This window comes from Bradyrhizobium sp. CB2312, assembly GCF_029714425.1.
Classification (GTDB): Bacteria; Pseudomonadota; Alphaproteobacteria; order Rhizobiales; family Xanthobacteraceae; genus Bradyrhizobium.
In genome coordinates, this window is sequence record NZ_CP121668.1 from 4,955,246 (window position 1) to 4,977,833 (window position 22,588).

General features: G+C 65.0%; 21 protein-coding genes. 9 read left to right on the top strand and 12 right to left on the bottom strand.

The features are described 5' to 3' along the window. The first annotated feature begins 78 nt into the window (after positions 1-78). On the top strand, positions 79-306 hold the full coding sequence (locus QA642_RS24325) for a hypothetical protein (protein ID WP_283079102.1): 228 nt from the start codon (positions 79-81) through the stop codon (positions 304-306). A gap of 41 nt (positions 307-347) precedes the next feature. Here QA642_RS24325 and QA642_RS24330 read toward each other — a convergent pair whose 3' ends face one another. The 6 genes from QA642_RS24330 to QA642_RS24355 form a co-directional block, all read right to left on the bottom strand. Beyond that, a complete protein-coding gene (locus QA642_RS24330) occupies positions 348-992 on the bottom strand; it encodes an HAD family hydrolase (protein ID WP_283079103.1) in 645 nt (214 codons plus the stop codon). 54 nt (positions 993-1,046) lie between these two features. Beyond that, positions 1,047-1,610 carry a DinB family protein gene (locus QA642_RS24335; RefSeq protein WP_283079104.1) on the bottom strand — a complete coding sequence of 188 codons (564 nt, stop codon included), beginning with the start codon at positions 1,608-1,610 and terminating at the stop codon, positions 1,047-1,049. A gap of 47 nt (positions 1,611-1,657) precedes the next feature. Further along, the gene (gene uvrA, locus QA642_RS24340) at positions 1,658-4,633 is read right to left on the bottom strand and encodes an excinuclease ABC subunit UvrA (protein ID WP_283079105.1); all 2,976 of its coding nucleotides are present in this window, start codon (positions 4,631-4,633) and stop codon (positions 1,658-1,660) included. A 346-nt stretch (positions 4,634-4,979) separates the two neighbouring features. Further along, positions 4,980-5,735, bottom strand: coding sequence for an outer membrane beta-barrel protein (locus tag QA642_RS24345; RefSeq protein ID WP_283079106.1), 756 nt, complete (start codon positions 5,733-5,735; stop codon positions 4,980-4,982). Positions 5,736-5,889: 154 nt separating this feature from the next. Then, positions 5,890-6,579, bottom strand: coding sequence for an outer membrane protein (locus tag QA642_RS24350; RefSeq protein WP_283079107.1), 690 nt, complete (start codon positions 6,577-6,579; stop codon positions 5,890-5,892). Positions 6,580-6,814: 235 nt separating this feature from the next. Further along, positions 6,815-7,582, bottom strand: coding sequence for an outer membrane beta-barrel protein (locus tag QA642_RS24355; RefSeq protein ID WP_283079108.1), 768 nt, complete (start codon positions 7,580-7,582; stop codon positions 6,815-6,817). 452 nt (positions 7,583-8,034) lie between these two features. On the opposite strand from QA642_RS24355, the gene QA642_RS24360 reads away from it, so the two are divergent. The 3 genes from QA642_RS24360 to gyrA all read left to right on the top strand — a co-directional run bounded on the left by QA642_RS24360 (position 8,035) and on the right by gyrA (position 12,033). After that, on the top strand, positions 8,035-8,532 hold the full coding sequence (locus QA642_RS24360; protein WP_027559281.1) for a single-stranded DNA-binding protein: 498 nt from the start codon (positions 8,035-8,037) through the stop codon (positions 8,530-8,532). Positions 8,533-8,727: 195 nt separating this feature from the next. After that, positions 8,728-9,126, top strand: coding sequence for a DUF2306 domain-containing protein (locus QA642_RS24365; RefSeq protein ID WP_283079109.1), 399 nt, complete (start codon positions 8,728-8,730; stop codon positions 9,124-9,126). A gap of 168 nt (positions 9,127-9,294) precedes the next feature. Further along, the gene (gene gyrA, locus QA642_RS24370; protein WP_283079110.1) at positions 9,295-12,033 is read left to right on the top strand and encodes a DNA gyrase subunit A; all 2,739 of its coding nucleotides are present in this window, start codon (positions 9,295-9,297) and stop codon (positions 12,031-12,033) included. 9 nt (positions 12,034-12,042) lie between these two features. On the opposite strand, the gene QA642_RS24375 is transcribed toward gyrA, so the two are convergent. From QA642_RS24375 to QA642_RS24390, 4 genes are all read right to left on the bottom strand, one after another. Continuing rightward, positions 12,043-13,002 carry an aminoglycoside phosphotransferase family protein gene (locus QA642_RS24375; RefSeq protein WP_283079111.1) on the bottom strand — a complete coding sequence of 320 codons (960 nt, stop codon included), beginning with the start codon at positions 13,000-13,002 and terminating at the stop codon, positions 12,043-12,045. 58 nt (positions 13,003-13,060) lie between these two features. Further along, positions 13,061-14,701: a serine hydrolase gene (locus QA642_RS24380; RefSeq protein ID WP_283079112.1), complete on the bottom strand. Its 1,641-nt coding sequence runs from the start codon at positions 14,699-14,701 to the stop codon at positions 13,061-13,063. A gap of 66 nt (positions 14,702-14,767) precedes the next feature. Continuing rightward, positions 14,768-16,621 carry a KUP/HAK/KT family potassium transporter gene (locus QA642_RS24385; protein WP_283086962.1) on the bottom strand — a complete coding sequence of 618 codons (1,854 nt, stop codon included), beginning with the start codon at positions 16,619-16,621 and terminating at the stop codon, positions 14,768-14,770. 197 nt (positions 16,622-16,818) lie between these two features. After that, positions 16,819-17,076 carry a hypothetical protein gene (locus QA642_RS24390; protein ID WP_027559277.1) on the bottom strand — a complete coding sequence of 86 codons (258 nt, stop codon included), beginning with the start codon at positions 17,074-17,076 and terminating at the stop codon, positions 16,819-16,821. Between the two features lie 258 nt (positions 17,077-17,334). Here QA642_RS24390 and coaD point away from each other — a divergent pair, with 258 nt between their 5' ends. The 5 genes from coaD to queA all read left to right on the top strand — a co-directional run bounded on the left by coaD (position 17,335) and on the right by queA (position 20,528). Then, entirely contained in the window at positions 17,335-17,832 is a 498-nt protein-coding gene (coaD, locus tag QA642_RS24395; RefSeq protein ID WP_283079113.1) for a pantetheine-phosphate adenylyltransferase, read from the top strand. A 37-nt stretch (positions 17,833-17,869) separates the two neighbouring features. Continuing rightward, positions 17,870-18,445: a peptidylprolyl isomerase gene (locus tag QA642_RS24400; protein ID WP_283079114.1), complete on the top strand. Its 576-nt coding sequence runs from the start codon at positions 17,870-17,872 to the stop codon at positions 18,443-18,445. 16 nt (positions 18,446-18,461) lie between these two features. Beyond that, positions 18,462-18,872 carry a hypothetical protein gene (locus tag QA642_RS24405; RefSeq protein WP_283079115.1) on the top strand — a complete coding sequence of 137 codons (411 nt, stop codon included), beginning with the start codon at positions 18,462-18,464 and terminating at the stop codon, positions 18,870-18,872. Beyond that, positions 18,869-19,333 (top strand): peptidylprolyl isomerase, encoded by a 465-nt coding sequence (locus tag QA642_RS24410; RefSeq protein ID WP_018642141.1) that lies wholly within the window; start codon positions 18,869-18,871, stop codon positions 19,331-19,333. The genes QA642_RS24405 and QA642_RS24410 overlap by 4 nt, the downstream gene beginning before the upstream one ends. A 121-nt stretch (positions 19,334-19,454) precedes the next feature. Continuing rightward, positions 19,455-20,528: a tRNA preQ1(34) S-adenosylmethionine ribosyltransferase-isomerase QueA gene (gene queA / locus QA642_RS24415; RefSeq protein ID WP_283086963.1), complete on the top strand. Its 1,074-nt coding sequence runs from the start codon at positions 19,455-19,457 to the stop codon at positions 20,526-20,528. Positions 20,529-20,636: 108 nt separating this feature from the next. Here queA and QA642_RS24420 read toward each other — a convergent pair whose 3' ends face one another. Both QA642_RS24420 and QA642_RS24425 read right to left on the bottom strand, forming a co-directional pair. Beyond that, positions 20,637-21,674 (bottom strand): aspartate-semialdehyde dehydrogenase, encoded by a 1,038-nt coding sequence (locus QA642_RS24420; protein ID WP_283079116.1) that lies wholly within the window; start codon positions 21,672-21,674, stop codon positions 20,637-20,639. A gap of 216 nt (positions 21,675-21,890) precedes the next feature. After that, positions 21,891-22,493 (bottom strand): PepSY domain-containing protein, encoded by a 603-nt coding sequence (locus QA642_RS24425; protein WP_283079117.1) that lies wholly within the window; start codon positions 22,491-22,493, stop codon positions 21,891-21,893. Between the last annotated feature and the right edge of the window lie 95 nt (positions 22,494-22,588).

Consider the following 22,588-nt stretch of genomic DNA (forward strand, 5'->3'; position numbering starts at 1 on the left):
GAACCGGATGTTGCGCTGAGCCGACAGATGCTCTCCAGGATCGATGAGCGCCGGGCGGGCGGACGTGGAGATTTTGCGATGGACAAATGGGTTGAGCTCGCGGTGTCGTGGCTGCCGTTCCTGCTGCTGATCGGGCTGTGGTTCTGGTTCTCGCGGCGAGCCGGAATGCAGGCACGCGGCAAGTCGGGCGTGACCATGATCGAGCTCTACGAGCAGCAGGTCGCCGAGACCCGGCGGATGAACGGCTTTCTGGAACGGATCGCGCTGTCGCTGGAGAAGCACGAGCCGCCGCGCGGCGGTTCGTAGGGTGGGGTTAGACTTGGGGCTGCGCGAAGCGGAGCCGCGTGCTAACCCACCCTACGAGTCCGGCATAGCGCCGACGCAATCTCATCCATCCGCTCAAACGTATAATCCGGCCCGTGGGCCCGCAGCGCCGCCGGTGCCGCGTAGCCCCAGTTCACCGCACCGCAGGTAATTCCCACCGCGCGCGCCGCCTCGATGTCGCGGACCTCGTCGCCGATCGCGATGACACGGCCCGGCTCCACGCCGGCGCGGCGGATGACCCGGCGGAATTTCGCGGGCTTGCCGAACAGCGACGCCGCGCAGTCGTAATGCGCAAACAGCGCGGCGGCATCGCCGAGCTTTTCGCGCGCATTGGCTTCGCTGTCGGAGGTCACCAGCGCGAGCTGCACGCCGTTCTCGATCAGCGTCCGCAGCATCGCCTCGACGCCTGGAAACAGCGGAATCTCCGCCGCTGCCTCCGCTTTCAGCCGCCGCGCATGCCGCGCGATCGCCGGCAGCTTCCACAAGGGCACCTCGAGCCGGGAGAGGATCTCGCGGCTCGAAGCATGCCGCAGCCCCTCGATATCCTCATCCCTGACGCGCCGAAAGCCGAAGCGATCGGCGACGTCGTTGATGGTGCGCAGGAACCAGGGGAAGCTGTCGACGAGCGTGCCGTCGAGGTCGAAGATGGCGAGGGTGTAGGGAGACATCGGGGGAGCTGACGACGGGTATCAAGGGCAGGCGAACGCTGTCCGGTTCATCTCCTATGATATCCAAACGGTGCTCTCGGTCCAGCCGAGGTCGGCAAACTCGGCGGCCCGGAGCGGTGCTTCTCCCTCCGCGAAGAATTCATCGAGTTGAGGCGGTGCGACGGCCGTTGCGGACAGCATGGCGTGCGCCTGCCCACGATGATGGATCTGATGCTGAAAGAGATGCATGAGCAGCCGATCGCGGCGTTCGGTCTGAATCCGCGAATCGCGGTTGATCCTGACGACCCCGTCGAGAAGGTCGGCCGTCAGCGCATCGCAGACTGCGATCAACCGCCTGTCGATCGCGGCTTGGGCGGGCTTCAACGCGGCCAGCGTTGGGTACGGGACTTCGTTCTTCCAGGCCGCAGGTCCGAGCCATCCACCCTCCAGCGCATCGACATAGAAGAGGTCGATGACATAGATATGGTTCAGCGTGCGCTGCAGGCTCGGGAAAAAGCCGGTTCGCTCGGCTTCAAAATCGCCCTGGCTCAAAGCGGTGCAGGCAGTCAGCAGCCGGTGGTTCGCCCAGGCATTGTTGTGGGCGAAGGCGCGGTAGGTTTGCACAAAGCCAGCGGACAAGCTTGATCTCCCTTGGACCAATCGTCGGCGGATTTCGCTCGGTTCGCTTACTCCGCCGCCTCGCTCGTGCTCCGCCGCTTCGGCTTCCGCGCCTTCTTCAGCACTGGCTCCAAAAACTTGCCGGTGTAGCTCCGCGGCGCTTTCGCGATGTCCTCCGGCGGACCCCAGGCCACGATCTCGCCGCCGCCATCGCCGCCTTCGGGGCCGAGGTCGATGACCCAGTCTGCGGTCTTGATGACCTCGAGATTGTGCTCGATCACCACGACCGTGTTGCCCTGCGCGACCAGCTCGTGCAGCACCTCCAGCAGCTTCTTGACGTCGTGGAAGTGCAGGCCGGTGGTCGGCTCGTCCAGGATGTAGAGGGTGCGGCCGGTGGCGCGCTTTGACAGCTCCTTTGCCAGCTTGACGCGCTGGGCTTCGCCGCCGGAGAGCGTCGTGGCCTGCTGGCCGACATGGATGTAGTCGAGGCCGACGCGGTGCAGGGTCTGGAACGTCTCGCGCACGCGCGGCACCGCCTTGAAGAACTCGGCGGCTTCCTCGACGGTCATGTCGAGCACGTCGGCGATGGACTTGCCCTTGAACAGGACCTCCAGCGTCTCGCGGTTGTAGCGCTTGCCCTTGCAGACGTCGCAGGTGACGTAGACGTCGGGCAGGAAGTGCATCTCGATCTTGATGACGCCGTCGCCCTGGCACGCCTCGCAGCGGCCGCCCTTGACGTTGAAGGAGAAGCGGCCGGGTTCATAGCCGCGCGCTTTCGCTTCGGGGAGGCCGGCGAACCATTCGCGGATCGGCGTGAAGGCGCCGGTATAGGTCGCCGGGTTCGAGCGCGGGGTGCGGCCGATCGGCGACTGGTCGATGTCGATGATCTTGTCGATGTGCTCGAGGCCCTCGATGCGGTCGTGCGGCGCCGCGCCCTCGCTGGCATTGTTCAGCTTGCGGGCGATGGCGCGGTAGAGCGTGTCGATCAGCAGCGTCGATTTGCCGCCGCCGGAGACGCCGGTGACGCAGGTGAACAGGCCGAGCGGAATCTCGGCGGTGACGTTCTTGAGGTTATTGCCGCGCGCGTTCACCACCTTGATGGTCCGGCGGTGGTTGGGCGGACGCCGCTCCGGCACCTCGACCTCGAGCTCGCCGGTGAGGTACTTGCCGGTCAGTGATTTCGGGTTGCGCATGATCTCGGCGGGCGTGCCTTCGGCGACGATGTGGCCGCCATGCATGCCGGCGCCGGGGCCGATGTCGAGCACGTAGTCGGCGAGGCGAATGGCGTCCTCGTCATGCTCGACCACGACCACGGTGTTGCCGAGGTCGCGAAGCCTCTTGAGGGTGTCGAGCAGGCGCGCATTGTCGCGCTGGTGCAGGCCGATCGAGGGTTCGTCCAGCACGTAGAGCACGCCCGTCAGGCCCGAGCCGATCTGCGAGGCCAGGCGGATGCGCTGGCTCTCGCCGCCGGACAGCGTGCCGGAGGAGCGGGACAGAGTGAGGTAGTTGAGGCCGACGTCGAGCAGGAAGGTGAGGCGCTCGCGGATCTCCTTGAGGATGCGGCCGGCGATCTCCTTCTGCTGCGCGTTCAGCGCGTCCGGCACGGTCTCGAACCAATCTCCGGCCTTCTTGACCGACAGCTCCGAGATCTCGCCGATATGCTTAGCCCCGACCTTGACGCAGAGCGCCTCGGGTTTGAGCCGGAAACCGTTGCAGGCGCCGCAGGGCACGTCGTGGAAATACTTTGCGAGCTCCTCGCGCGCCCACTCGCTCTCGGTTTCCCGATAGCGGCGATTGATGTTGGTGATCACGCCCTCGAACGGCTTCTTGGTGTCGTAGGAACGGACGCCATCCTCGTAGGAGAACTTGATCTCGTCCTCGCCGGAGCCGTGGAGGATCGCGTTCTGCGTCTTCTTCGGCAGATCCTTCCATTTGGTGGTCAGCGTGAACTTGTAGTGCTTGCCGAGCGCCGTCAGCGTCTGCGTGTAGTAGGGTGACGACGACTTGGCCCAGGGCGCGATTGCACCCTTGCCAATGGCGAGCTCCTTGTCGGGGATGACGAGGTCCTCGTCGACATGCTGCTCGACGCCGAGGCCGCCGCAGGCCGGGCAGGCGCCATAGGGATTGTTGAAGGAGAACAGGCGCGGCTCGATCTCGGGGATGGTGAAGCCGGAGACGGGGCAGGCGAACTTTTCCGAGAACAGGATGCGCTCGGGGCCGCTCTTGTCGTGGATCTTTGCGGTCTTCTTTTTCTCCTCCGCGGGCGCGGCCGCGGGCGCGTCGGCGAACTCGACGACGGCGAGGCCCTCGGCGAGCTTCAGCGCGGTCTCGAAGCTTTCAGCGAGGCGCTGGCCGATGTCGGCGCGGACCACGATGCGGTCGACCACGACGTCGATGTCGTGCGGGAATTTCTTGTCGAGGCTAGGGGCTTCGGCCAGCTCGTAGAAGGTGCCGTCGATCTTGACGCGCTGGAAGCCCTTCTTGAGCCATTCGGCGAGCTCCTTGCGGTACTCTCCCTTGCGGCCGCGCACGACCGGGGCGAGCAGATAGAGGCGGGTGCCTTCCGGCAGCGCCAGCACGCGGTCGACCATCTGCGAGACGGTCTGGCTCTCGATCGGCAGGCCCGTGGCCGGCGAATAGGGCACGCCGACGCGCGCCCAGAGCAGGCGCATGTAGTCGTAGATCTCGGTGACGGTGCCGACGGTCGAGCGCGGATTCTTCGAGGTCGTCTTCTGCTCGATCGAGATCGCCGGCGACAGGCCGTCGATCTGGTCGACGTCAGGCTTCTGCATCATCTCCAGGAACTGGCGGGCATAGGCCGAGAGCGACTCGACGTAGCGCCGCTGGCCCTCGGCATAGATCGTGTCGAAGGCGAGCGAGGATTTGCCGGAGCCGGAGAGGCCCGTGAACACCACAAGCTTGTCGCGGGGAATCTCGACGTCGATGTTCTTGAGGTTGTGCTCGCGCGCGCCACGGATCGTAATTGCGCGCAGGCTCGAGCCCGCGTTCTGTTGTTGGCGCTTCGCCTTGATCACTTCATCCATCCGAGTTGCCCTCAAGGAATCCCATGGGTGCGCGAGCGCGCCAACGCTGGAGGCGCGCTTCGCCCGGAACCGGGATCGGCGCCGATGGGTATGGCAGCGAACGTAGGAAGAACGAGAGCGGATTTCCAGTGGACTTTGCGAATCGTCAACGGATTGTTGGCGCGCTGGCGGCATCTGGCAGGAGCGAGGACCTCCGGAACAGGCGAAGGGCCGGCGCGAGGCCGGCCCTTTGTTCGCGGTTGAGCGCGGAGTTGGGGAATCCGCGCTGGAGCAAGACTTGGAGGGTTGAACTTGGAGTGCCGGACTTGGAGAGTCCGCTGGAGTAGTTCCTGCGGGCGAACCTGGGTCAGTATTTGGCGATGAGCGGACCGCCCCAGCGGTAGTTGACGCGGATCAGGCCAATATCGATGTCCTGGCCGATCAGATCGGTGTGCGCCGCCAGGCCGCCGACCAGCGTGGCGAAAGCGGCGCCATGGTGGCCGAGGAAGATGTGGTTGTATTCGCCGCCGACCGTCCAGTTTTCGGCAAATCCGTACTCGATGCCGAAGCCGGCGGAGTAGCCCCAGCGGGTCTGGTTGACACTGTTGAATGCTGGCGCGCCCGCGCCCGGAACGAAAGTATCGTACTGGTCGTGGGCCACCGCCGCGCCGGCCTTGCCGTAGAACAGCAGGCTGTTCACGGCGTAGCCGAGCTGACCGGTGAACAGGCCGAAGCTGTTGATCTTGGTCTGGTTGGTCAGCGGCGCCAGCACCACGCTGACATTGCTGCCCTTGAAGTCGGCCCAGTTGCCCTGGCCTTCCACACCGAGAACCCAGTGGCCCTTCTGCCAGCGATAGCCGATCTGGCCGCCGACGGTGCCGCCGCTCGCGTTGTGACAGCCTTCGCCGATCGGCGGGTCGACCGCGACGCGGCCCGCATTGGAGATGCCCCAGCAGGAATGGGCGAGGCCGCCGCCGCCATTGATGCCGACATAGGCGCCGGTCCAGTCAAAGGCGAGCACGGGCGCCGCCGGCGCCTTGTACAGCGGCAGATCGGCAGCACCGGCCGGTGCGAGCACGCCGAGCGCGAGCAAGCTGACCGAGGCCAGCACCAACGTCTTCATGTCAATTCCCCAACGGACCAGAGCCAATCAGCGGCGCGCTATGCACACCGCACTCTCGATTCCATGACGGTTGGGCGCGAGGTCGCGCGAAAACAAAAAGGCCGGCGCGAGGCCGGCCTTCCGTGACGATGTGACGTCGGTCGTGAGACGAAGCTCAGTACTTCGCGACGACCGGGCCGCCGAAGTGATAGTTCACGCCGACCTGGACGGTATGAAGGTTGAGCGTGCCCGTGGGCACGATGCCCGAGAAGTAGGTCTCGCCGCCGAGGCTGCGATAGAGGTACTCGCCCTTGACCGACCACTGCGGAGCGAAGAACGCCTCGACACCCGCACCGACGGTCCAGCCGGAGTGGAACTTGCTATCGGAGACCGAGAGGGCGCCCAGGCTGGCGGTGAGCTTGTTGTCGATCCAGGCGTAACCACCGGTGCCATAGAACAGGACGTTGTTGACGGCCCAGCCGATGCGGCCGCGCACGGTGCCCATCGCGTCGGTCTTGGAGCTCAGCGAGGCGGGGATGCCACCGACGCCGGCGACGAAAACCGTACCAGCGGCCGAGGCGCTGACGTCAGCCCAAGCGCCATCGGCCTCGATGCCGAACACAACGTTGCCGGTCTGCCAGTTGTAGCCGGCGGTGCCGCCGACGAAGCCACCCTTCATCTTCGGGTCGCCCGAGCCGTTTTCCCAGGCGCCGCCGCCGACGATACCGAGGTAGAAGCCGGTCCAGTTGTAGACCGAGGCCACAGCCACCGGAGCCTTGGTGTACGGGCGGGCCGCCAGATCAGCCGCCGACGCGGGGGCAGCGAGAGCGAACAAACAGGCCGAAGCCAACAAAACTTTCTTCATTTCAACCAAAATCCCAGTCCCAGTCTCTGTTGTTGCCTTCCGCGCGCAGAAGGGTATCGGACGCCGTGGTCCAACTGGCGGCGTGCTTACACCACCAAATCCGCAAGTTGTGTCTCTCAAAAGCCACAACAGTCACAAAACGTAACGATTGCTGACACATTGTCGCGCCGCGTGCACTCAGCAAAAAGGCCGGCGCGAGGCCGGCCTTTGATCTCTAAATGATATCAGACGGATATCAGTATCGCCCGATGACCGGGCCACCCCAGCGGTAGTTCACGCGGATGAGGCCGATATCGACGTCCTGGCTGATGCGATCAGAGCGTGTAGCGACGCCAAGCGGGCCGAGGAAGAAGTTGCCGGAGCCGCTGAAGCCGATGGTACGGGTGCCGAGGAAGAGGTGATCGTACTCGAAGCCGACGGTCCAGTTCGGCGCGAATCCGAACTCGACGCCGGCCCCCACGGCGCCGCCCCAGCGGGTCTCGCTGGCCCGGTCGAATTCGAGACCGGTCGGGACATCGTAGCTGCGATAGCGATCGCTGACGACCGCGCCGCCGCCCTTCACGTAGAACAGCACGTTATTCCAGGCATAGCCCATCTGGCCGGTGATCAGGCCGAAGGCGTCGATCTTGGAGCGATCGCGCAGGCCGCTGACCGCACTGATGTTGTCGCCGGAGAAATCCGCCCAGTTGCCCTGGCCTTCCAGTCCGAACACCCAGTTGGCCGACTGCCAGCGATAGCCGACTTGGCCACCGGCCGTACCGCCGGTCGCACTATGGCAGCCCTCGCCGAAGAGAGCGCCGCCAACGCCGACGAAGTCCCAGCACTTGCGGGCCGAACCGCCGCCGCCGTTGATGCCGATGTAGAAGCCGCTCCAGTCGTAAACGGTCGCCACGACCGGCGGCGGGGCCTTCGTGTAGGGACGCGCTGCGAGATCCGCCGCGCTTGCGGGAGCCGACAGGCTCAACGCCATGGCACCGATTGCACCAATCAAAATCTTATTCATTGCAGTCTCCCCAGTTTCGTCCGCTTCTTTGAAGTCCCCGAAGCGGTTGATCAGGCGCGACGCCCATATGAACTCAATTCCAAGGCGAGCGTAGCTTAACGGGGAGGCAGAGTCCGTCTCCGAAATGCAACAGCCAGAGACCTTGTGAAGCGCTTCTAACTTGATGAATGCTAACCGCTTTTGCCCGTTACCGGGAACTCGAAAAAGTTCCATTCGACGTTCGCGATTTTTGACGTCATCTCAGCGCGCTCCTGCCACGCGTTCACTGTGGCCTGCATAAGAACAAATCTGGAACAAGTTGAGGGCGGATGCTATATGTGGGGATAACCCCGGGGGGGACGGACTGATCGCCTCGCGCGAGCGTATAGGGTCGGCTCAACGGGGCGGCGGAGCTTCGCGGCGCGCGGGTTCGGCCTTTTGAAATTCAGTGGCATTTGGAGTGGAGAGCGGCGATGGCGGGAAGCGTCAACAAGGTCATTCTGGTTGGAAATCTCGGCAAGGATCCTGAAATCCGCCGCACCCAGGACGGGCGGCCGATCGCGAATTTGAGCATCGCCACCTCGGAGACCTGGCGCGACAAGAACAGCGGCGAGCGCAAGGAAAAGACCGAGTGGCACCGCGTCGTGATCTTCAATGAAGGTCTCTGCAAGGTCGCCGAGCAGTATCTGAAGAAGGGCGCCAAGGTTTACATCGAGGGCGCGCTCCAGACCCGCAAATGGACCGACCAGAGCGGCGCCGAGAAGTACTCCACCGAGGTCGTGCTGCAGGGCTTCAACTCGACGCTGACGATGCTCGACGGCCGCGGCGGCGGCGGAGGAGGCGGCAGCTTCGGCGACGAGCCGGGCGGCGATTTCGGCTCCTCGGGTCCCGTCAGCAGCGCACCGCGCCGTCCCGTGGCCGCCGGCGGCGGTGGCCGCAACAGCGACATGGACGACGATATCCCGTTCTGAGGCTCACGGGCGTCTCGCCGCGAACGCCGGCCGCTCGCGTAAAGCGACAGGATTCCTTACCAATTGACGGGCAAAGCTCGGTTTTTCCGGGCTCGCCTCAGGTGCTGCCTCAAGCCTTTGACCGGTGGCGATGTGAATGGTATTAACTTGATGTTAATCCTGTTTACATAGCTGTTCCGCCGGAGGATGCTCCGCATGAGCCTTGCGCCGCTGCTTGAGGCCGCTCCAGCGATCCCGCTGCATGCTTTCGCCGCGATGGCCGCCTTCGTGCTCGGCCTCGTCCAGTTCGCCGCGCCCAAGGGAACGTTGCCGCACCGGACGTTCGGCTGGATCTGGGTGGTGCTGATGACCGTAGTGGCGGCGTCGTCGTTCTGGATCCACCAGATCCGTCTGGTCGGGCCGTTCAGCCCGATCCATCTCTTGTCGATCTTCACGCTCGTCGTGCTGCCGCTCGCGGTTTGGCGGGCGCACACCCATCGCGTCGCCGATCACCGGCGAATGATGATCTTCATTTTCGCCGGCGCGCTGGTGATCGCGGGCCTGTTCACCCTGGTGCCCGGGCGCATCATGCACCGGGTGATTTTCGGGGCTTAAGGGGCGGTTCCACCCCGCTCATTCCGGCGCCGTCCTAGGCCATGCCGGGAAGGGCGTAAGTCTCTGGAAAAACAGTCGGAAAAAGCGCTTTCCTAACCCTTGCAAGGGTGGTTATCGGGGCGTCGATGCGCTATATGATTCCCAGATAAAACCTCACCGGATTTCCCCTTGGCTGACGACGACAACAAGCCCGGCGACCAGCCGGCGCAACCCTCGGACATTCGCCCCGTCTCGATCTACGAGGAGATGAAGAAGTCCTACCTCGATTACGCCATGAGCGTGATCGTGTCGCGTGCGCTCCCCGATGCGCGCGACGGGTTGAAGCCGGTCCATCGCCGCATCCTCTTCGCGATGAACAATCGCGGCGACACCCCGGACAAGAAGCACAAGAAGTCCGCCGGTGCCGTCGGTGAGGTCATGGGTAAGTACCACCCCCATGGCGACCAGGCGATCTACGACGCGTTGGTGCGCATGGCGCAGGACTTCTCGATGCGCGCGCCCCTGATCGACGGACAGGGCAATTTCGGCTCGGTCGACGGCGATCCGCCAGCGGCGATGCGCTACACCGAATCCCGCCTGACCAAGATCGCTCTGAAGCTGCTCGAGGACATCGACGACGATACGGTCGATTTCCAGGACAACTATGACGGCTCCGAGAGGGAGCCGGTGGTCCTGCCGGCGCGGTTCCCGAACCTGCTCGTCAACGGCGCCGGCGGCATCGCGGTCGGCATGGCCACCAACATCCCGCCGCACAATCTCGGCGAGGTGATCGACGCCTGCGTCGCGCTGATCGACAATCCGTCGCTGACCATCGACGAGCTCAACAACATCATCCCGGGCCCGGATTTCCCGACCGGCGGCATCATCCTCGGACGCCAGGGCATCCGCAGCGCCTATCATCTCGGCCGCGGCTCGATCGTGATGCGCGGCAAGGTCACCTTCGAGACCATCCGCAAGGAACGCGAGGCGATCGTCATCACCGAGATCCCGTATCAGGTGAACAAGGCGACGATGGTCGAGCGCATCGCCGAGCTCTACAAGGAAAAGAAGATCGAGGGCATCTCCGATCTGCGCGACGAATCCGACCGCGACGGCTATCGCGTCGTCGTCGAGCTCAAGCGCGACGCCGTGCCCGACGTGGTGCTGAACCAGCTCTACAAGTTCACGCCGCTGCAGACGAGCTTCGGCGTCAACGCTGTTGCGCTCGATAGCGGCCGTCCGCAGACGATGAACCTGAAGGATATGCTGACGATCTTCGTCGGCTTCCGCGAGCAGGTCGTCACCCGCCGCACCAAGTACAAGCTGCGCAAGGCGCGCGAGCGCGCGCATGAGCAGGTCGGCCTTGCGATTGCGGTCGCCAATATCGACGAGATCATCCGCGTGATCCGGCATTCGCCAACGCCGGCTGCCGCGCGCGAGACCCTGATGACGCGCGACTGGCCCGCGCGCGACGTCGAGGACATCATCACGCTGATCGACGATCCCCGCCATCGCATCAACGAGGACGGCACCATCCGCCTGTCGCTGGAGCAGGCGAGGGCGATCCTCGAGCTGCGGCTGGCGCGCCTCACCGCACTCGGCCGCGACGAGATCGGCGAAGAGCTGGCCAAGCTCGCCGGCGAGATCGAGGACTATCTCGCGATTCTGCGCTCGCGCGCCCGCATCCTCGACATCATCAAGACCGAGCTCGCCGAGGTGAAGGCCGAGTTCGCCACCCCGCGCCGCACCGTGATCATGGAGCAGGAAGGCGAGGTCGAGGACGAGGACCTGATCCAGCGCGAGGACATGGTCGTGACCGTCTCGCACGCCGGCTATGTCAAGCGCGTGCCGCTGTCGGCCTATCGGGCGCAGCGCCGCGGCGGCAAGGGCCGCGCCGGCATGCAGACCCGCGACGAGGACTTCGTCAGCCGCCTGTTCGTGGCCTCCACGCATACGCCGGTGCTGTTCTTCTCGTCTCGCGGCCAGGTCTACAAGGAGAAGGTCTGGCGGCTGCCGATGGCCGCGCCAAACGCGCGCGGCAAGGCGCTGATCAACATCCTGCCGCTGGAGCAGGGCGAGCGCATCACCACCATCATGCCGCTGCCGGAGGATGAATCCACCTGGGCCCAGCTGGACGTGATGTTCGCCACGACCGGCGGCAATGTCCGGCGCAACAAGCTGTCCGACTTCGTCGACGTCCGCCGCTCCGGCATCATCGCCATGAAGCTCGATGACGGCGAAGCGATCGTCGACGTCCAGATCTGCACCGAGCGCGACGACGTGCTGCTGACCGCTGCCGGCGGCCAGTGCATCCGCTTCCCGGTTCCCGATGTGCGCGTGTTCACCGGGCGCACCTCGATGGGCGTGCGCGGCATTGCACTTGGCGAGGGCGACAAGGTGATCTCGCTGGCGATCCTGCGCCATGTCGAGACCACCTCCGACGAGCGCTCGGCTTACCTGAAGATGCGCCGCGCGGTCGCCGGCGAAGCCGCGGCTGACGAGGCGCCGGCCGATGCCGAGGGAGAGGAGACTTCGGGTAGCTTCCAGCTCCCGCAAGAGCGCTATGTCGAGATGTCGGCGGCCGAGCAGGTCGTGCTCACCGTCTCCGTCAACGGCTACGGCAAGCGGACCTCGTCCTACGAGTACCGTACCACGGGCCGCGGCGGCAAAGGCATCGTCGCCATGAGCGTCAACAACCGCAATGGCAACCTCGTCGCGTCCTTCCCCGTGGAGGATGCCGACCAGATCATGCTGGTCACCGACAAGGGCCAGCTGATCCGCTGCCCGGTCGAAGGCATCCGCATCGCCGGCCGCTCGACCCAGGGCGTCATCGTGTTCGATACCGCCGAGGACGAGCACGTGGTGTCGGTCGAGCACATCACGGAAGAGGCCGAGAGCGGGAATGGCGAGAACGGCAACGGGGCGTAAGGCCCCGTTCTAGGCGGTGTTCGCAAGCTCTCTCGTGAGATCGGCAAGGGCCTCGTGCTTGCCGATCTGTGCCATCCAGCACCAGAGCTCCAGCGTGCAATACATGCGGTAAAGGTCGAGCGTCTGCTGCCAGTCGGGGCGCGCGATCGTGCCATAGCCGGCGAGCAAGCCGTCGCGCTTCGGCGCATCCTTCGGCGTGAAATAGTACAGCGCTTTCGCGATATCCATCAGCGGATCGCCCGATGTTGCATTCTCAAAGTCGACGATGCCCGTCAGATGCGGCTCGTATTCCGGCGTCACCAGCACGTTGCCGGCATGGAAATCGTAGTGGCACAGGCGAGGGTGAGACGCTGCCTCGAACAAATGCTGCCGTGCCGTGACGCTATCGCGCAAGCGCGCCGCTAGTGCGGGATCACCGCCGCGTGTGCAGAATTCCGTCAGCTTCCTCTCGAATTGCGCGGACATGTAGGCATGGTTGCTCGGATGCGCCGTCCAGACGCCGTTGGGGCCGATATAGCCAAAGCTATCGAGGGTGACGTCGTTGATCCGGCGCAGCGCCGCGCCCATCTCGGCATAGACCGCAAACAGCTGGGTCTCCGACAGTGTCGCCTCGCGTCGGCCGAGTACCGTGCCGTCGAGCCGGGTCATGAGCAGATAGTTCAGGTCGATCGCCGTTCGCGTGTCGTCGGCGAGCAGGATTTTTGGAATGGCCGCGCCGACCCCCCGCAGGAGACCCAGCACGTAGACCTCCTTCGCCATCTTCCACTGCAGCGATTCCGGATAGACCTTGAGGATGCAGGCGGGCGCATCCGCGAGCGTTAGCTCGAGGACGGTGCTGATCTCGCCGCCGTGCAGCTCGGTGACGCCGCGCACCGAGGCGCGCGGAGACATCCGGCGGATGATCGATTGCGCCTGATCGACCGAGATCGTCAGCTGGGGTTTCAGACGCAGAGGCGCGTCGCCAGTCATGGGTATTCTCTCCGAGCCGCCCGGGCCGGTCGTCTGCCACTGGACGATCGACGCAAACCTAGCGACGTTCGCCTTTGAGGACCTGTCCTCGCTGTTTCAACGTCAGCGCGACGACCTTGTCGTTGGCGTCACGCTCGAAATCGATTTCGGCGGCAACGGATTCGGCCACAAAGACATCCCGTTCGACGGATGCGAGTTCGAGCGGCCGCTGATTGGTGCCTTGCACGAATAGCTTTGTGTCGGTGGAGAAAATCCGGAGCGCGAAACCGGGTGTCAGTGGATAGTTGCCGATATAGTCCTTGAGCTGGTCTTCCGAGGGCGACCATTTGGCCGCAGCCGGACGGGTGCCGATTTGCTCGGCGTCGGCGACGCCCCCAAGTTGAAACCAGGTGAAGGTATAGGTGCCGTCCGCCTTGCGCTTGGGCCGCAGCAGGGCATCGAATTCTCGCGGATAGAAGTCGCCGGCGCTGTCGTAGCCCATCTCGAATTCCGGCTGTCCATCCGCCTGGATCGTCAAGCTGCTGCCCTTGTGGCGCAATTTCATGCCGAGTCCGCCCTTGAGGCGATATTTGCCAACGAGTGCGTCGATCAATTTGGCGTCCGCTGTGGCGACCACGCGCGGTGCGCCGGCCGACGCCGACGGATCGAGCAGATGCGTCCCGAGCTGTCCCAGGCCGCCGGTGGACGTCAATGCGGTATCGCAGAGCAGGACAACGGCCCGTTTGGTCGTGCGATCGACTCCTGCGTAGGACGAGAAGCCGCCGGTGCCGCCTTCGTGCACGATGATGGTCCGCCCGTTTCGGGTGAACAGGCTCCAGTTCATGCCCATCCTGTGTCCGTCGACGTCTGCGATCTGCGCCTGGGTTTGGGCCAAGGCAGGCGTAATCGTGCTCTCACGCGTGCCCAGCTGGCCCTCGAGGTACCGGAGCATGTCCGGCAACGTCGCGCGAACGCCCCCGACCCCGGCCATGTCAGGCGGAAAATCCCAGGGACTGGTGGGCGTTGTGTTCGGGAGGTGCCCCTGAGCGGCGCGAACCTGCGCAGGGCGGTGGGCCACATAGGTCTCGGTCATGCCGAGCGGAACGAGCAGACGTTCGTGAAGGAGCGTCTCGTAGTCCTTGCCTGCGCGCTTGGCGAGCGCGTAGGACAACACCATCATGGCAAAATTCGAATATTCCCACTTCGCCCCGGGCTCGCGTGTCAGCTTGGTTTCGGCCAAGGCGTCGAGCAAGTCGCGCTCGGTTACGGCGGCATAGGGATTGTTGATGTCGGGCGGGCGATAGTGCGCTGGAATGCCCGGCAGGCCAGACATATGCGTCACGATTTGTCCGATGGTGATGTCGCGGCCATTTAGCGCGGGTACCTGCGTCCCCGGCGGCAGCAGCCTGGCGATGGGATCGCTGAGGGCGACTTCACCGCGCGCGATGAGCTCAGCGAGCAGCGCCGCCGTCATCGTCTTGCTGATCGAGCCGATCTCGAAGGCAGTGTGGTCGTCGTAGGGACGCTGTGAACTCGGGTCGGCGCAGTAATAGGCTGTCGCGATCGTGCCGGCGTCGATCACCCCGGCTGCGATGCAGGCGCCGGTGCGGTCGCCCTTGAAACGCAGCTCGAGCGCCGCGCGCACATCGTCATTGCTGATGGCAAGGCCAGGCGTCGCGTAGAGCATGATGGTCGAAACAAGAAAGAGCAGCGCTCTCATCGTCTCTCGCAATCCATCGTTCGGCGCGACCCTGCCGGTTCGTAGGGCCCTGAACGAACCGACGCCCTAGATCTCCAGCTCCGTCCCGAACTCCACCACCTGCTTGGTCGGCACGCCGAAGAACGCGGCCGAGCGTTCGGCGTTGCGCTGCAGGAAGGCGAACAGGCCTTCGCGCCAGACCCACATGCCCGGGACATCCTCGCGCGGGATGATGGTCTCGCGGCCGACGTAATAGGTGATGTCGGCGAGGTCGATGCCGGGCAGCTTGCCCTGCCGGCACGTGAGGGTCAGCCCTTCGTAGATGGTCGGGTTCTGCATGAAGCCGTAATGCAGGACCACGCGGGTGATACCGGGGATGATCTCGATCACCTCGGCGCGTTCCTCATCGGGAATGTGCGGGGATTCCTCGATCAGCACGGTGACCAGCAGCACGCGTTCATGCAGCACGCGATTGTGCTTGACGAACTGGGTCAGCGCGAGCGGCACGCCGCGCGCCGCCGACGCCAGGAACACGGCGGTGCCGGGGAGCCTTGCGCTGCATTTGTTGACGGCGGTCTCAATCAGGTCCTCCTCGGGCTGGCGCAGCCGGGCGCGGGCCGCCTCGACCAGCTTCACGCCGGCGCGCCAGGTCAGCATCAGGAAGGCGACGAGGGCCGCGAGCAGCAGCGGAAACCAGCCGCCCTCGAACAGCTTGATCGAATTCGCGGAGAAGAAGATCACGTCGATGATGAAGAAGAAGCCGTTCACGGCGACCACGAGCCAGGGCGAATAGCCCCACTGGATCGCGACCAGGGCCGCGAGCAGCGTCGTGATCGCCATCAGCAGCGAGACCGCGATGCCATAGGCGCCGGCGAGCGCGTCGGAGGTGCCGAAGCTCAGCACCGCGCCTAACGTTGCGGCGGCGAGCAGCCAGTTCACCAGCGGCACGTAGATCTGGCCGATCGCATCGCTGGTGGTGTGGCGGATCTGCATGCGCGGCAGGAAGCCGAGCTGGATCGACTGCTGGGTCAGCGAGAACACGCCGGAGATGATCGCCTGCGAGGCGATCACGGTCGCGACCGCCGAGAACGCGACCAGTGGATAGTGCAGGGCATCAGGGCAGAGCTGGAAGAACGGGTTCTCGATCATGCTGGGGTCGGTGATCAGCAGCGCGGCCTGGCCGAAATAGTTCAGCACCAGCGCCGGCAGGCAGATCGCGAACCAGGCAAGCCGGATCGGGAAGCGGCCGAAATGCCCCATGTCGGCATACATGGCTTCGCCGCCGGTCACGGCCAGGAACGCCGCGCCGAGGATGGCGAAGGAGATGTGAAAATCCTGGTGGATCAGGAAGTCGAAGGCATAGAACGGGCTGAGCGCGGCCAGCACCGCCGGCGCCTTGACGATGCCGTGGATGCCGAGCGCGGCCAACGCGACGAACCAGGCCAGCATCACCGGTCCGAAAATGCGGCCGATGAAGCCGGTGCCCTGCTTCTGCATCATGAACAGCCCGATCAGGATGGCCACGGTGATGGGCACCACGACAGGCGCGAGCGAGGGCGCGTCGACCTTGAGGCCCTCGATGGCTGAGAGCACCGAGATCGCCGGCGTGATCGCGCCGTCGCCGTAGAGCAGGGCGGCGCCGACGAGACCGACGACGAGCAGATGCGCGCGCCAGGTGCCGGCCTGGGCGTTGCGGGCATGGAGCAGCGCCAGCAGCGCGACGATGCCGCCTTCGCCGCGATTGTCGGCGCGCAGGATCAGCAGCGCGTATTTGAGCGAGATGATCAGCAGCAGCGCCCAGAGGATCAGCGAGGCAACCCCCAGGACAGCGTCGTGACTTAGGGTGCCGCCATGAGCCGCCGCCTTGGCGGCTTCCTTCAGGGCGTAAAGGGGGCTGGTGCCGATATCGCCATAGACCACCCCGAGGGCGCCCATGGTCATGGCAAGCGGCAGCGGATCAGGATGATGGTGGCCGGAGGCGACTGCGGGCGTACTGGACAATGGCGACCCCCCGATGGGATCGCGCCCGGCGGGCCATTCCGACGAGCGCGAACATCAGACAGTCTGCGACGAGACGTCGCAAATTTCCATGAAATTTATATCAGTAAGCTTTTCTGACGCGAAGCTGACAACCGCAACTACGGCGTGCGATCGGCGGTCACGAGGCGCGCCTCGCGGACGTCGGCCTTGGTGCCGGCGCGGCGCAGGCAGGAGGCTTCGAAATTCGGCCAGGCCTGCTGCGAACAGTCCTTGCCGATGGTGCGGATGTCGAGACGGTCGCTCTTGGCGAGCGGCTGCGGCACGCTGGCCTCGACCTTCGGGGCAAAGCCGGGCAGGAGGGTGAGGGCGGCAGCAACACACGCAGAGATGGCGATGGCCGAGAGAGCCTTGATCATTGACAGTCCCCTGTGATGCGGCCGCGACGCCCAGTGTGCGGCCCGTCGTTTGTTGGGCGGATTAGTAACCATGGCCAGTTTCCGGACGTCTTCGCGGATGTCGGAAATGGTTTCGTTCGCGCTCCGTTTTGTTTCGTGGCCGCCCCGAGGACGAAACAAACGGGCCGCAGCCGACAGGATAGGCCGCAGAATCCGCGCTGAACGGGCAGGGAACCTGTCCGGCTTGCCGGGCCGGGCCGGGCGCGGTAGGACGTGGCCATGCCGCGCATTGCCTTCTACCCAGGTTCCTTCGACCCCATCACCAACGGCCATCTGGACGTGGTCCGGAGCAGTGCCCCGCTGTGCGACCGGCTGGTGGTCGCGGTCGGGATCCACCCCGGCAAGAAGCCGCTGTTTTCGACCGAGGAGCGGCTCAAGATGCTCCATGACGTCTGCGGGCCGGTGGCAGCCCAAGGCGGCTGCACGCTCGAGGCTGTGACCTACGACGATCTCGCGGTCACCGCGGCGCGCAAATACGGTGCGACCATCATGATCCGGGGTCTGCGCGACGGCACCGATCTCGACTACGAGATGCAGCTCGCCGGCATGAACGGCACCATGGCGCCCGAGGTGCAAACCGTCTTCCTGCCGGCCTCTCCGCTGGTCCGCCCGATTACCGGCACATTGGTGCGTCAGATCGCCGGCATGGGCGGAGATGTCTCGGCCTTCGTACCGCCGCTCGTCGCAAACCTGCTCAAGGCCAAATTCGCCGGATAACGGCGCGCTGTTTCATCTCACCTGATCCGGAGTTTCCATGATCCGTCGTCTCGCAATTCTTGCCACGATGTTCGTCGCGCTCTTCAGCGCAGCGCCGGCGATGGCGCAGCAGCTGCCGGCGAACCTCGACAAGGCCAATGCGCTGGTCATCGACACCACCAAGGGCCGCATCGTCATCAAGCTGCGCACCGACATCGCGCCCCAGCACGCCGAGCGCCTCAAGCAGCTCGCGCGTGAGGGCTTCTACAACAACGTGCCGTTCCACCGCGTCATGGACGGCTTCATGGCCCAGACCGGCGACGGCCAGAACGGCAACGGCACCGGCGGCTCGAAATATCCGAACCTGAAGCAGGAATTCTCCAAGGTGCACTTCGCGCGCGGCATCGTCGGCATGGCCCGGCGCGGCGACAGCGTCGACAGCGCCAACTCGCAGTTCTTCATCATGTTCGCCGACGGCGGCAGCCTCGATAACCAGTACACCGTGATCGGCGAGGTCGTGCAGGGCATGGACGTCGTCGACAAGCTGAAGAAGGCTCCGCCCGGCTCCCCCGGCGGCACGGTCACCGATCCCGACAAGATGGTGAAGGTGCAGGTCGCCTCCGACATCAAATAGGACACGGGAGAACGCCATGGCGCGCTGCGGCAACAGGCTTGTGCTGATTGCCGCAGCGCTGTTCCTCGGCGTCTCCAGCGCGGCTGCCGAGGACGCGAAGGTCAATACCATAGCTGATATCTCCAGGTATCTGCAAACCTGCTGGAAACCGCCGCCGCCGGCCAAGGCCCGCCCTATCGACATCACCGTCATCGTGAGCTTTAACCGGGCCGGAAACATTTTGGGCCATCCGCGAATTTCCTATGAGTCCGCGGAAGCCTCCGATGAGGACCGGCTGCAGTACCGCATTGCGGTGATGGAGACATTGCAACGCTGCACGCCGTTGCCATTTACCGATGCAATGGCTGGCGCCGCCGCGGGGCGTCCCTTCGCAATCCCGATCCGCAGACGGAAGACTTCACCCCCAACGCAAGAGAGACGAGCATGAGCGTCACCGAAAACACATTGATCCTCGAGACCACGCAGGGCCCCGTCACCATCGAGATGCGGCCTGACCTCGCGCCCGGCCATGTCGCGCGCATCAAGGAGCTGGTCCGCGAGGGATTCTACGACGGCATCGTGTTCCACCGCGTCATCGAGGGCTTCATGGCGCAGACCGGCTGCCCGCACGGCACCGGCACCGGCGGCTCCGGCAAGAAGCTGAAGGCCGAGTTCAACAAGGAGCCGCATGTGCGCGGCACCGCCTCGATGGCCCGCGCCGCCAACCCCGATTCCGGCGACAGCCAGTTCTTCATCTGCTTCGACGATGCTCGCTTCCTCGACAACCAGTACACGGTGTGGGGCAAGGTCACCGAGGGCATGGAGAACGTCGACAAGATCAAGCGCGGCGAGCCGGTGCAGAACCCCGACAAGATCGTCAAGGCGCGCATGGCGGCGGATAAGGAGTGAGCGGTTTTGCCGGTGTCATGCCCCGCGCAGGCGGGGCATCCAGTAATCACCGGCGGTGGTTACGACTGAGATCGTGAGTACTGGATCGCCCGCCTGCGCGGGCGATGACAAGTTCGAGGGCATGCGCACCGATCTCTTCGATTTCGACCTGCCGCCCGAGCGCATCGCCTTGCGCCCGGCGAGCCCGCGCGACTCCGCGAGGATGCTGGTCGTGGAGAACGGCGCGTTGCGCGACCAGACCATCGCCGACCTAGCAAAATGGCTGAGGCCGGGCGACCAGCTCGTCGTCAACGACACCAAGGTGGTCGCGGCGCAGTTGAAGGGCCGCCGCATCGGCCGCGAGACCGAGCCGAAGATCGAGGCAACGCTGATCAAGCGGCTCGACGGCTCGCGCTGGCAGGCGCTGGTGAAACCCGCGAAGAAGCTCACTGCCGGCGACCGCATCCGCTTCGGCAATGAAGGCAAGGTCTGCCTGCTCGGCCATCTCGACGCCGAGGTCGAAGCCAAGGGCACCGAGGGCGAGGTGACGCTGTCCTTCTCGTTCCACGGCCCCGCGCTGGATCAGGCGATCGCCGATCTCGGCAGCCCGCCGCTGCCGCCCTACATCGCCTCGAAGCGTACGCCCGACGATCAGGACCTCGCCGACTACCAGACCATGTTCGCGGTCAACGAAGGCGCGGTCGCAGCGCCCACAGCGGGCCTGCATTTCACGGCGGCGCTGGAACAGGCGCTGCGCGAGCGCGGCGTCGGCATCAACCGGATCACGCTGCATGTCGGGGCAGGGACGTTCCTCCCCGTGAAGGTGGACGACACCGAAGGCCACAAGATGCATGCCGAGTGGGGCACCATCTCGGCCGAGACGGCGGAGCGGCTCAACAGCGCGCGGAGGAACGGCGGCCGCATCATTGCGGTCGGCACAACGTCGCTAAGGCTGCTGGAGAGCGCGGCCAGCGAGGACGGCACAATTCAGCCGTTCGCGGCGGAAACCTCGATCTTCATCACGCCCGGATACCGCTTCCGCGCCGTCGACGTGCTGATGACGAACTTCCACCTGCCGAAGTCGACCCTGTTCATGCTGGTGTCGGCATTCGCCGGCCTGGACACGATGAAGCAGGCCTACGCGCACGCGATCGCGAGCGGGTACCGGTTCTACTCGTATGGAGATGCGTGCTTGCTTTTTCGGGCGGTGCCGTAGGGTGGGCAAAGGCGCACAGCGCCGTGCCCACCATCAAGAGTGCACGGGACGTAAAGGTGGGCACGCTTCGCTTTGCCCACCCTACGATACCGGTCGCTGCGATGCTGATTACGCCATCACCCGCTGCGGCAGCAGCTCGGCGATCTGCACAGCATTCAGCGCGGCGCCCTTGAGCAACTGGTCGGCCGCCACGAACATCGAGATCGAATGGCCGCTAGGGTCGCTGAGGTCCTTGCGGATGCGGCCGACCAGGACGTCGTCCTGGCCCGAGGCGTCGATCGGCATCGGGAAGTAGTTCCTGGTGCGGTCGTCGACGATCTTCACGCCGGGCGCCTGCGCCATGATGGCGCGGACCTGGTCCTCGGTGATCTCCTTCTCGCATTCGAAGGTGATGGCCTCGCAATGCGCGCGCAGCACCGGCACGCGGACGCAGGTGACGCCGATGGCGATCTTCTCGTCCTCGAAGATCTTGCGGGTCTCCTTGATGACCTTGGTCTCTTCGTCGTTGTAGCCGGTGTCAGGATCAACGGCCGTGTTGTGGTTGAAGAGATTGAAGGCGTAAGGGTGCGGCATCACCTTGGGGGTATAGACCTGCCCGTTGAGATTGGCGCGGGTGGACTCGACAAGCTCCTCCATCGCCGCGGCGCCGGCGCCGGAAGCCGCCTGGTACGTCGAGATGATGACGCGCTTGATGCGGTTCTTCTGGTGGATCGGCCAGAGCGGCACTAGCGCGGTGATCGCGGCGCAGTTCGGGTTGGCGATGATGCCCTTGTGGTCACGGATGCGGTTGCCGTTCACTTCGGGGATCACCAGCGGCACGTTCGGATCCATGCGGAAGGCGGAGGAGTTGTCGACCACGACGGCGCCTGACTTGACCGCAATCGGCGCGAACTTCTTCGAGATGCCGCTGCCGGCGGAGAACAGCGCGATGTCGACGCCCTCGAAGGCGCGCTCGGTCAGCTCCTCGATGACGACGGTCTGGCCGCGGAACGACACCGTCTTGCCGGCGGAGCGGGCGCTCGCCAGCGCCTTGAGCTTGCCGACACGAAAACCGCGCTTGTCCATGGTGGCGATGAATTCGGCGCCCACCGCACCGGTGACGCCGACAATCGCGACGACGGGATCGTTACTCACTGTGTCCTCCATTGAGATCGATTGAGACAACAAAAAAGCCCCGGACCATCGAGGGCGGGGCTTCGGTAGAGCTGATGCGTTTTAGTCGACGACTATGCGCGCGCGCCTCCCCGGGCCCCGAAGGCCGTGGTGGTTTTGGTCGTGCGTTTGGTAGTCGTGAACATGGCGGCGACTTATGCGGGAGAGTCTTCCGCCCGTCAATGGGTTTTCGGCGGGATTGTGGCGGAGTTATTTGGCCCGGGCGCCGGGCGGCTCGAGGGTGACCTCCTTGAGGTCGTCGCCGCTGACGACGACGATCGAGAAATTCAGCCGGCCGCGTTCGCGCACGAGGCCGCCGCTGATCGCCTTGCCTGAGGCCGCGCGCTCGGCGACGCGTACGGCGTCGGCGAGGCGGTGCCTGATCGCGCCGAGCGCTGCGAGGTTGTCGCGGTCCTCGAGGTCCAGCTCGGCAAGGGGGAGGGCAGCCTCGCCGCCGACGAGCTCGCCGGTCCTGGCGTTGATGGTATGGCGCCAGATCCGGTCGTTGTGCAGGGTCTTCACCCGATACACTGGCACACCGGAGCCGCCGTCGAAGCTCACATCGGCGGTCGTGGCGCCGGCGTGACGGGCCTCCGCGATCGCCATGGCCTGGCTGATCGAGATCGACGAGCTGCGGAAGCGTTCGATCTCGCGGCTGACCGCTTGGCGGTCGGCCTCGGCATCACCATCTGTGTCGCTGGGAAGGGCGGTCGGCGTCCCCGTGGTCACGATCGCGCGCGCGGGCGCGGCAAGAAGGAGCGCGGACAGGCTGATCGCCAGTAGCGGCAAGGTCCATCGTGTGGCTGTCGTCATGCTCGAAACCTTTGGTCGGCGAGCGGGCTCGGTCACTCAGAGAAAACGCGGCCGACCTTGGGCATCGGTCGGCCGCTGAACGTCGTGGCGGGCTG